We start from the raw sequence: 11,271 nt of genomic DNA, 5'->3' as shown, positions 1-11,271 counted from the left end.
AAAAAAGTAGTTTTTTAATGAAAATTAGGGTGGTCAATTTCAACTGGAATTGCATGGTCACTTTGAACTGGAATTAGGTGCTCACTTTAAACTGGAATGGGGTGGTCAATATAGCTGGAATTTGCACATAGATTTATCAAATCTGCAGAGTGGTTTGTATTTTATTACTGTAAAAGTGAGTCATGAAAGCATTTTTAGAAAAATCATAAAAGAATAATCTTTTAATGTCTCCATTGGAAACTCGACTCCAAAAAAAGCACCAAATTCAATAAACAAAGTAGGACGAGTCAGCGTAGTATTTTTAGGATTAAGAATTATATTGGTATAACCATAGTAGGATTTGTTATTAATCTGTATAGTTATTTTGGGACGAGTCAACCGAAAAATTTTCTAAATAGCAGCAGTATAGCAAAGCCCTACTTCAAGTATAGATGCAATATACATAATGTATGAAACAACTATTTCTGCAAATAAGACAAAACATAGAAAATATATCTAAATATTTCAAATTAGATAGAAAAAAAATAAAAGCGAAAAGAATAAGTAGGGCGTGTTTTTAAGAACTAAAAACGAGCAAAGATAAAAAATTAATAATAAAAGACCTATTTCACCCACCTGCTTGTGTGCGAATGACTTGAATGCAAAGTATAATGTACCCGAGGCGCCAGTCGAATGGAGCGAAGCCAATCGAAAGCACCATTCAGAAAATTTACAGCCTAATTTTTAATCGGAGGCCATTTTATGTTCTTCCTAATTTTTGATACCATTGGGTATATTGGAATAACGGAGGGTAGGTTTAACCGCAGGCAAGGTTTAACATAACATCTGCGTGAAAAAACAACATAGAAGTATTCTTTTATAAAAAGACCGATTTGGGCTAATGCCAAAATTTATTTTATTTTAGCAAAGTAAAACTACTAGCGCAATCCCTATTGAAACCAACGGTTAATTTTCTTGGACTTCTTTTAAAATGGTCGGTCATTTGTCTCGTTGTAGGCATTCTGGCAGGAGGCTCATCGGCCCTGTTTTTATACACCTTGAATCTGGCTACTGATTTTAGAGATGCTCACTTGTGGATAATTTTTCTACTTCCATTGGCGGGATTGGTAATAGGTTACGGCTACCATTATTATGGGCAAGATGTGGTGAAAGGCAATAACTTAATTCTTGAAGAATACGAAAAACCGAGAAGCATTATCCCCTTAAAAATGGCACCGATGGTGTATTTAGGTACTATTTTGACGCATTTGTTTGGTGGTTCGGCAGGTCGAGAAGGCACTGCCGTGCAAATGAGTACTGCAATTGCCGACCAGTTTACGGGGATTTTCAAGTTATCAAAACAAGAACGTAAAATCATTTTAATCATCGGTATCAGTGGCGGCTTTGCTTCCGTTTTTGGCACACCATTAACGGGAGCTATTTTCGCCATCGAAGTGTTGTATTTCAGTCGTGTGCGTTTCAAAAGCATTATCCCTTCGCTTCTCACAGCCTATATTGCTTATTATACCGTCCAAATTCTCCAAATTCCGCATACGCATTATCTGCCACCTTATATTCCTCAAATGCATTTAAAGGTACTACCGTGGCTACTATTGGTAGGAATTGTATTTGGTTTATCCGCCAGTATGTTTTCAACTGCGGTACATTATGTTGCTAAAAAAGCCAAGCAATACATCCCTTTTCCGCCCTTTCGTCCTTTTATTGGCGGACTCATTTTCGCAACTCTAATATACCTGACTGGAGCTACCCAATATTTGGGACTGGGCATTCCTACCATTGTAGAATCTTTTCAAACCGCTCAAACGGGGGATGTTTTTCTGCTGAAATTACTTGCCACCGCCTTTATTTTAGGCATGGGATTTAAAGGAGGCGAAGTGACTCCGCTATTTTTTATCGGTGCTGCTTTAGGAAGTGCTTTGTCCATTTTTGTTCCGCTACCCATTTCCTTACTGGCTGCCATGGGTTTTGTGTCGGTTTTTTCGGGAGCGACTCACACGCCTCTGGCTTGTACGATGATGGGAATTGAATTATTTGGATTGGAAAGCGCACTATTTGTAGGTATTTCTTGTTTTACGGCGTACTTTTTCTCTGGATATCATGGGATTTATGAATCGCAAGTGGTAAAAGGTCCCAAACATTTGGTTTATCGTTTTTTGCGCAATCGGTATTTAAAAAATCTTTAACGCATCAAAAATTGCAAATTAAGGCTAACACGTTCAAAAGATTAAACAAAAATTGTATTTTCGCATCCTATGAAAGAAGACGCTATTGAGGCAATTCAAAAATTGCTTTCGACTCCAAAGAAAATTGTAATCATTCCGCACCGAAGTCCCGATGGAGATGCGATGGGTTCCACGCTAGGACTTTATCATTTTTTAAAAAAACTAAATCACGACGCTGTTGTGATTGCCCCAAACGAATTTCCGGATTTTTTAGCTTGGTTACCCGCTTCCGAAACCGTTTTGATTTACGAAAAAGATAAGGAAAACACGAGCCAAATCATTTTTGACGCCGATATCATTTTTACATTAGATTTTAATGCGTTGCATCGAACGGGTGAAATGGAACAAGTCTTGACCAAAGTGACCGCTCCTTTTATCATGATGGATCACCATCAAAAGCCAGACGATTATGCCATGTATCAATTTTCAGATACAGCTTACGGTTCTACGTGCGAAATGTTGTATCATTTTATCAACTATTTGGGCTTTAAAGAAAAAATCGACAAAACCATCGCCACCTGCATTTACACGGGAATTGTAACGGATTCGGGATCGTTTCGATTTCCATCCACAACAAGTACCACCCATCGTGTAGTTGCCAATTTGATAGATCTTGGTATTGAAAATGGTGCCATCCACAACAACCTTTTTGACGACAGTTCCTACAACCGTTTGCAATTATTAGGACAAGCCTTGCAGAATATGAAAATTTTGTTGGATAAAAAAACATCCTACATCACGCTTTCGCAAAAAGAACTCGATCAAAACAGTTATGTGAAAGGCGACACAGAAGGAATTGTAAATTACGGACTTTCAATAAAAGGCGTAGTTTTTGCAGCAATTTTTATCGAACACCGGGAAGAAAACATCATCAAAATATCCTTTCGTTCGCAAGGCGATTTTGATGTCAATCAATTTGCGCGAACTCATTTTAACGGCGGAGGACACATCAATGCAGCAGGTGGAAAATCGTACCTCTCATTAAAAGATACAGTTGCAAAATTTGAAGATATTCTCGCTAAAACCACCATAAATTAATGATTATGAAATTCAATTTTCGAAATAGTATTCCTGCCGCTTTCGCTCTAATTTTGGCGAGTTGTTCGCAACAGCAAGCGCGAAAACCCATTACACAAACTTCTGGTAAGTTTATGAAAGAGTCGGTAGACCGAAATATCAAATTAATAGCAAATGAAGAAGCATTAATTGATTCGATTATTCGTAAAAATCCCGAACGAAAATACCTCGCTTCCACAAAAGGATATTGGTATTATTACGAATTAGAAAATACAAAAGACACATTGACACCCAAACGAGGCGATGTGGCATTTTTTGATTACGAAATTGCCGATTTGCAAGGAAATATAATTTATTCAGAGGTAGAATTAAAACCACAAACCTACCTTGTAGATAAACAAAATATCCTAATGGGATTGCGTGACGGAATCAAACTGATGAACAAAAATGAAAAGGTTACCTTTTTATTTCCTTCCCATTTAGGTCATGGTTACCGGGGGGACAACGATAGAATTCCGCCTAATTTACCCTTAGAAGTTACCGTAAGTTTACGTGATTTTAAACCAGAAGCAGTTGCTCGACAAGAAAAAAAACCAATTGTAGCTCCTGCTCAAAAACCGATTGTACCAGTTCAAAAAGAAGAAATTAAACCAGAATAATTAATTACAAATGAAAACACGTCTTATTTTATTACTTTTAACGGTTACCTTATTTTCTTGTAACGACAAATATGCAGACTTACCAGACGGCTTGTATGCAGAAATTTCAACTTCAAAAGGAACCATTGTTGCCGCCTTGGACTTTGAAAAAACACCCGTAACGGTAGCCAATTTTGTTTCATTGGCCGAAGGAAAAAACGCTTTTGTATCTGAAAATTTACGCAACAAACCTTTTTATGATGGATTAAAATTTCACCGTGTACTGGCCAATTTTATGATCCAAGGTGGCGATCCATTAGGAAACGGTTCAGGCGATGCCGGTTATAAATTTAAAGATGAAATTACCGACCTGCGGCATGATTCCCCTGGTATTTTATCAATGGCCAATTCAGGTCCGGGAACCAATAGCAGCCAGTTTTTTATCACACACGTTCCAACGCCTTGGTTGGATGGAAAGCATACCGTTTTTGGTCATGTGGTACAAAATGGAATGGAAACAGTTAATAAAATTGTTCAAGACGATAGCATCATCAGTATCACCATCATCAGAAAAGGAAACCAAGCTAAGGACTTTGATGCCGCAAAAGTTTTTGCCGATTATTTCAACAACAGTGCGAATGAAGCAAAACAAATGGAAAAGGAATATGCCGACAAATATCAAAATGTAATAAACGAGAAAGTAGCTTTTTTCGAAAAAAATAAAGCAGAAGCCATCAAGACTCCTTCAGGTTTGCAATACACACTTATCAAGAAAGGAACGGGCAAAAAACCAGCCCCGGGAACACAAATTTTTATTGACTATGCAGGTTTTTTCGAAAACGGAACGTTATTTGACAGCAGCATGGAATCCGAAGCTAGAGCGTTTGGCAAATTCGATGAATCGAGAAAGGCCCAAGGCGGTTATCAACCCATCGGTTTTCAAGCGGGACGAAAAGACGGTATGATTCCTGGTTTTATTGAAGGTCTTGAAAAATTATCGTTTGGAGATCGAGCGATTTTATTTATCCCTTCCAATTTAGCTTACGGCGAAGCGGGTGTAGGTAACGGATTAATTCCGCCAAATACACCGTTGATTTTTGATATTGCTATTTTAGAAAAACCAAATAATAATTAATAAAAAAACCGAATACCCATGAAAATGAAATTTTTGATTGTAATAATGCTTTTAGCATCAAGTGTAAATTTTGCTCAAGAAAACGCTACTTCCGAAGGGATTTTTGCTGAAATTGAAACTACAAAAGGTAAAATTGTAATTGATTTAACGTATAAAAAAACACCAGTAACCGTTGCTAACTTTATTTCATTAGCCGAGGGAAAAAACCCAGATGTAAGTCCTTCTTACAAAGGTAAAATGTTTTATGACGGCTTGAAATTTCACCGTGTTATTAGTGATTTTATGATTCAAGGAGGTGACCCTGTAGGCAATGGTTCTGGAGATCCGGGTTACAAATTTAGAGATGAAATCACGGATTTAAAACACGATGCAGCGGGAATTTTATCCATGGCCAATTCAGGTCCAAATACCAATGGAAGTCAATTTTTTATCACGCACAAACCTACTCCACATTTGGACGGGAAACATGCGGTTTTTGGCAAAGTAGTTTCCGGTATGGACGTGGTAAATAGTATTGTACAAAACGATGTAATGACCAAAATAACAATTATTCGTAAAGGAACCGAAGCCAAAAAATTTGATGCCGTAAAAGTGTTTACAACAGCAAGAGAAGCTAGTAAAATCGCTGCTCAAAAAGAAGCAAAAGACCGCGAAATGTTAACAGCTGCTGCACTAAAAGCTTTTGAAAAAGGAAAAACAACTGCAAGTGGTTTGAAATACGTTGTAATTAAAGAAGGTTCAGGCGAAAGACCCGTTGCTACAAGTAATGTGAAGGTTCATTATGTAGGTACGCTTACTAACGGAACTGAGTTTGACAGCAGTGTAAAACGCGGCGAACCGATTGATTTTGGTTTAAACCAAGTTATTCCGGGATGGACAGAAGGTTTGCAACTAATGACCGAAGGTTCTAAATACAAGTTTTATATTCCTTACACTTTGGCTTATGGCGAAAGAGCAATGGGAAATGTAATTCCCGCTAAAAGCGACTTGATTTTTGAAGTAGAATTACTGAAAATCAATAAATAAAAGAGTCCATTTTTAAATGAAAAACCCCAAAAAACATGTTGCTTTTTTGGGGTTTTTTATGTACTTTTTATTTTGAATTAAATTTCCACTGGAATTCGTCTTTGCTAATAATCGCTCCTAATTCTACTTTTACTGCGTATCCAAATTCGGTTTGGACAATCATCCAATAATCTTCGTTAAAGTAATTCTCGTAGGTATCAAACGATTCTTCGTCCCAAGATGTAAGTCCTTTTGGTGCCAACTCCTTTTGAATCACATCCATTGTTTTACCTATGATTTTAATGTCCGAAAGGGTGAGCTTTTCGTTGGAACTAACTATGTAACCCAATTTCAAACCTTCTTCGACATAAAAAGTGAGACGTAATTTTTGGTCGTTATACAGCAAAATAACGTTTTCTTCTTCGTCTTTATAGGATTTTGTAGGTTTTCCATACAATGCAATCACATCTTTTTGAAGCATTCCAAAAAGCAATTTATCGATTCCATTTTTTAGGTTTATTTTCATATTCTTTATATTTTTAAACTTTATTACTTTTTATTGAAAAATTACTGTTCGCTCATTTCGTCATAGCGTTCCGGAATTTGTGGGTCGTAAAGCGGACATTTAAATTCGTCCATAATATCCACGAGTCGATCCATTGTAGTTCCTACCGTACCGTAACATTCAATTTTAACCGAATTTGCAGTGGTTTTGACACAAAAAGCACCTGGTCCCTCAGTGTTTTTCCAACTGTTTTGATCCACTCGTTCCCATTTCGAAAAAACAGAATTTATCCGATTAATGATGACATCTGTAGGCAATTGTTCGAGACCTTCAACTGTTTCGTTATCATCCAAGGCTTCATAGACTTCGTGATGGTTCAAATAAATACCCTCTTTATATTTCCAAAAAAGCAATTCGTACATATAACTTATTTTATCATTTATAGCTGATTTCTATAGATCCACTTTTTGCGTTAGGGATTATTTCACTGTACGTCTATTTTCAACGGAGTTCAATGAACTTCGTTTGAAACAGAAATCCTTTTGTGAAGCGATAGCGGAACAAAAGATTGAAGTGTATAGCCTCCCGATAGCAATCGGGACAAGCAAAACACCCAAATTATTACATTTTTAAATCGTGATAATCCTAGAATTAAGTTGAATTTATTTATATTCAAAAACACCAAATTCGCTTTTTATCGTCAGTTTTTTGGATTCCGATGCTTCTACCCGACCCACAATTTGAGCTTCTACTCCAAAGGATTCCGAAATGGTTATAATCTCCTGAGCTATATTTTCTGGAACGTAAATTTCCATTCGATGTCCACAATTAAACACTTGATACATTTCTTTCCAATCCGTTTGCGATTGCTCTTGAATCAATTTAAACAAGGGAGGAATGGGAAACAAATTGTCTTTTATTACATGTAAATTGTCAATAAAATGCAATACTTTGGTTTGAGCTCCACCGCTGCAGTGTACCATTCCGTGAATTTCTTTATCGGAAAATTGGCTCAATATTTTCTTAATAATTGGAGCATACGTTCGGGTTGGCGAAAGCACTAATTTTCCGGCGTCTAAAGGCGAATTTTCGACAGCGTCCGTTAATGTTACCTTCCCAGAATACACCAATTCACTCGGAACTGCTGCATCAAAACTTTCCGGATATTTCGCTGCCAAGTAATTGTCGAACACGTCGTGCCGTGCCGAAGTAAGTCCGTTACTTCCCATACCGCCGTTGTAGCCTTTTTCATAATTGGCTTGACCAAAAGAAGCCAGTCCCACAATTACATCGCCTGCTTGAATATTCGCATTGTCAATTACATCTGTGCGTTTCATTCGGGCAGTAACTGTTGAATCTACGATAATTGTTCGGACAACATCACCCACATCAGCGGTTTCGCCACCTGTTGAATGGATGTTGACACCAAAGGTTTTTAATTCTGCAATTAATTCCTCTGTTCCGTTGATGATTGCAGATAACACTTCGGCAGGAATCAGGTTTTTATTTCTTCCAATTGTTGAAGAAAGCAAAATGTTATCGGTCGCACCCACACAAATCAAGTCGTCGATATTCATGATTAAAGCATCTTGTGCAATCCCTTTCCAAACGGATAAATCGCCCGTTTCTTTCCAATACATGTAAGCCAAAGATGATTTTGTTCCCGCACCATCAGCATGCATGATTAAACAATACTCTTCATCATTTGTTAAATAATCGGGTACAATTTTGCAAAAAGCTTGTGGAAATAAGCCTTTGTCTATATTTTTTATCGCGTTGTGAACGTCCTCTTTGGATGCCGAAACACCTCGAAGTGCGTATCTTTTGCTGTTATCAGAACTCATAAATTGTGTTGTGTAGTTGTGAGGCAAATGTAGTTATAAAATAAAAGTGGCACAAGTACAAAGTTTCTGTACCAAAAAGTAATATTATAATAAATCTACTATTTTAAATTGATACATAAGTTCTTTTCCATCGCGTTCCACAACAATCGTAACTTCTTCTTGATTCGTGCGTTTCAGCAGCTCATTAATTTTGTCTAAACTCAGTCGTTGTACCTTTATAGAATTAATTTTTAAAATAACGTCGCCAACTTGCAAGCCTGCTTTTGCCGCAGGAGAATTATTTCGAATAGTGACAATTTCATAAACGGGCAATAGTTTAAAATTGTACTTGAGATCAGCTGCTAAACTTAATTTGTATTGAGTTTTATGATTTAAACTAAATTCTTTGATTGGCATTTCTTCCTTAAACCATTGCATTCCAACATGATGAATAGTGATTCCAGACAAATTATACCGAAATTTTTCTTCAAAAAAGCTGTTTTTTCGCAAATACATTTGCTTACTTTGATAATCAAGTATTACTGTAAAACGCTTCAATATTTCACTTCCAATAGAACCCAAACGGCGCGTACCAATTTTTACATTTGCTAATGAAAGCGAATCTGGAAATGCGGCAAATACCTCGTTAAACTCGAATTTATTTAATACTAGTTTTTTAACTTTTGCTTTTTTTCCATAAATTTCTCCATTGAAGCCACGACCTAGATAGTCCTCAAAATTAAGTTCTGGAACCGAAATGGAATTTATTTTCGTGGCAAATAACCACAGCCCATCACTGTTACCTGAATCTACCAAACAATTGGCTTCCAAAAGTTGATTGGCTGACGCGACCTGAATTGTTATGTACGGCTTTCCGTTTTCTAACCTAAAATCAAACAATTGAAAATTTTTTGTAATCTTATTTTTATTAAACGTATCCCGCTTATAAATAATCATTTTTTTTCGTTTATAATCAATTTTCGAAATAATCTGACTAAAGAAATGATACCCAATAATACCGTTTACTTCAATGCCAAGTGCAGCCGAAAAATTATAATTTTGATCTAAAACGATAACAATTTCTTGATTCAAAAAATTCAAACCTTTGACTGAAAGTGTATTTTTAAATGACTTAAAACCCTCTACAGCCTCTTGCATTCCTATACCTTTAAGCGTAATTTTTTCAACATTGAAAATCGGAATTTCTTTGTTTTGGTCAACACTAAATAAAATGGTTTCCTCAACTCCCGTGTCTACCAAAAAATTGAGTTCAATACCGTTGACTTTAATGGGTAAAATAATCAGGTTGTTTACTAATTCAAAAGGTAACTTGACGCTACTTTTAGTAGTTAAAAATTGTGTGCTTTCTTGGGAATAAATTCCCTGAATACTTATTAAGAATAGACAAAAAGACAGAATAATTTTCATCCTAAAAATGTTTGTTTAAAATTAAATAATTATCTGTTAAATCGAGCCAGTAACCTCCCAAAGTATTCGCTTTACTTAAAAAAAATTCGCACTTTTGCACAACTAATTTTATCATTATGCCGAAAATTTCGAAAAAAGGTTTAGAAATGCCTGAATCACCAATTAGGAAGTTGGTTCCGTATTCAGAAATTGCCAAAAAAAAGGGGAATAAAGTATACCATTTAAATATTGGTCAACCCGATATCAAAACACCTGAGGTTGCGATGCAGGCTATCAAAAACGCCGACATCAAGGTGCTAGAATACAGTCATAGTGCCGGTTTCGAAAGTTATAGAATAAAACTTTCTGCTTTTTATCAAAATCACGGACTGCCAGTTGATGTCAAGGACATTATTATTACTACTGGTGGATCGGAAGCCTTACTATTTGCCATTGGAAGTACTATGGATGCCGACGACGAAATCATCATTCCAGAGCCTTTTTATGCAAACTATAACGGTTTTGCAGTAGCCTCGGGAGTTAAAGTGGTACCTGTAACAACAACGATTGACACTAATTTTGAGTTACCCAAAATTGAAGAATTTGAAAAGTTGATAACTCCCAGAACCAAAGCAATTTTAATTTGCAATCCAGGAAATCCAACAGGCAAATTGTATTCCTACGAAGATATTTTAAAATTAGCTGAAGTAGTAAAGAAGCACGATTTGTTTTTAATTGCTGATGAAGTGTACCGTGAATTTATTTATGATGATTCAGAAAAACACCACTCCGTTTTGAACCTCCCTGGTTTAGAAGAGCATGCCATAATGATTGATTCTGTTTCTAAACGTTACAGCATGTGTGGGGCACGAATTGGTTGTATTGTATCTAAAAATGCAGCGGTTATGAATGCGGCAATGAAATTTGCACAAGCGAGATTGAGTCCACCAACTTTTGCACAAATTGCGAGTGAAGCAGCCTTGGACACGCCTCAAAGTTACTTTGATGAAGTAATTGGAGAGTACAAAGAGCGTCGCGACGTTTTAGTAGCAGAATTAAATAAAATTGAAGGTGTTAAAGTGGGTAATCCCAATGGTGCATTTTATTGTATTGCAAAGTTACCGATAGACAATGCCGACAATTTTGCACAATGGATGCTAGAATCGTATGACTTAAATGGCGAAACGGTGATGGTTGCCCCTGCCGCAGGTTTTTATTCCACTCCAGGAATTGGTTTGGACGAAGTTCGCATTGCTTACGTACTTAAAAAAGAAGATTTAATTCGAAGTGTAGCAATTTTAAAAGATGCCATTTCGGTTTACAACGCTCGATAAAATAGTGATTTCATACATTTTCAATAAGGTTTTACGAAAGTAAAACCTTATTTTTTTTGGTTTAATAGTCAAAAATAGTTGGTAAAACAGCTGTTAAGCATTATAAAATTTGACGTTTCCAAAAGTTTATTGAAATTCGTTTCAATAAACTTTTTTTATTTATGAAAAACTCAAAAAAAAGCGAT

General features: G+C 36.3%; 10 protein-coding genes. 6 read left to right on the top strand and 4 right to left on the bottom strand.

From position 1 onward, the window contains the following. Positions 1-932 precede the first annotated feature (932 nt). The 5 genes from ACIQ2X_RS09240 (at position 933) to ACIQ2X_RS09220 (ending at position 6,038) form a co-directional block, all read left to right on the top strand. A complete protein-coding gene (locus ACIQ2X_RS09240; protein ID WP_396178643.1) occupies positions 933-2,183 on the top strand; it encodes a chloride channel protein in 1,251 nt (416 codons plus the stop codon). A gap of 69 nt (positions 2,184-2,252) precedes the next feature. Then, positions 2,253-3,260 (top strand): bifunctional oligoribonuclease/PAP phosphatase NrnA, encoded by a 1,008-nt coding sequence (locus ACIQ2X_RS09235; RefSeq protein WP_396178642.1) that lies wholly within the window; start codon positions 2,253-2,255, stop codon positions 3,258-3,260. A 5-nt stretch (positions 3,261-3,265) separates the two neighbouring features. Continuing rightward, positions 3,266-3,898 carry a gliding motility-associated peptidyl-prolyl isomerase GldI gene (gene gldI, locus ACIQ2X_RS09230; protein WP_396178641.1) on the top strand — a complete coding sequence of 211 codons (633 nt, stop codon included), beginning with the start codon at positions 3,266-3,268 and terminating at the stop codon, positions 3,896-3,898. Positions 3,899-3,908: 10 nt separating this feature from the next. After that, positions 3,909-5,012: a peptidylprolyl isomerase gene (locus ACIQ2X_RS09225; protein ID WP_396178640.1), complete on the top strand. Its 1,104-nt coding sequence runs from the start codon at positions 3,909-3,911 to the stop codon at positions 5,010-5,012. 18 nt (positions 5,013-5,030) lie between these two features. Continuing rightward, complete coding sequence (locus tag ACIQ2X_RS09220; protein WP_396178639.1) at positions 5,031-6,038, top strand: peptidylprolyl isomerase; 1,008 nt, start codon at positions 5,031-5,033, stop codon at positions 6,036-6,038. A 67-nt stretch (positions 6,039-6,105) separates the two neighbouring features. On the opposite strand, the gene ACIQ2X_RS09215 is transcribed toward ACIQ2X_RS09220, so the two are convergent. From ACIQ2X_RS09215 to ACIQ2X_RS09200, 4 genes are all read right to left on the bottom strand, one after another. After that, the gene (locus tag ACIQ2X_RS09215; protein ID WP_396178638.1) at positions 6,106-6,543 is read right to left on the bottom strand and encodes a hypothetical protein; all 438 of its coding nucleotides are present in this window, start codon (positions 6,541-6,543) and stop codon (positions 6,106-6,108) included. 41 nt (positions 6,544-6,584) lie between these two features. Beyond that, positions 6,585-6,944, bottom strand: coding sequence for a hypothetical protein (locus tag ACIQ2X_RS09210; RefSeq protein ID WP_396178637.1), 360 nt, complete (start codon positions 6,942-6,944; stop codon positions 6,585-6,587). A gap of 240 nt (positions 6,945-7,184) precedes the next feature. Continuing rightward, on the bottom strand, positions 7,185-8,366 hold the full coding sequence (locus tag ACIQ2X_RS09205; protein WP_396178636.1) for an AIR synthase related protein: 1,182 nt from the start codon (positions 8,364-8,366) through the stop codon (positions 7,185-7,187). Positions 8,367-8,450: 84 nt separating this feature from the next. Beyond that, complete coding sequence (locus tag ACIQ2X_RS09200; protein ID WP_396178635.1) at positions 8,451-9,773, bottom strand: PDZ domain-containing protein; 1,323 nt, start codon at positions 9,771-9,773, stop codon at positions 8,451-8,453. Between the two features lie 116 nt (positions 9,774-9,889). Here ACIQ2X_RS09200 and ACIQ2X_RS09195 point away from each other — a divergent pair, with 116 nt between their 5' ends. Then, entirely contained in the window at positions 9,890-11,086 is a 1,197-nt protein-coding gene (locus ACIQ2X_RS09195) for a pyridoxal phosphate-dependent aminotransferase (RefSeq protein WP_396178634.1), read from the top strand. The last annotated feature ends 185 nt before the right edge of the window (positions 11,087-11,271 follow it).

The sequence above is a fragment of the Flavobacterium sp. genome, assembly GCF_044368625.1.
GTDB lineage: Bacteria > Bacteroidota > Bacteroidia > Flavobacteriales > Flavobacteriaceae > Flavobacterium.
The sequence above is the reverse complement of the archived record's forward strand: the minus strand, read 5'-3'. Positions and strand labels throughout refer to the sequence as shown.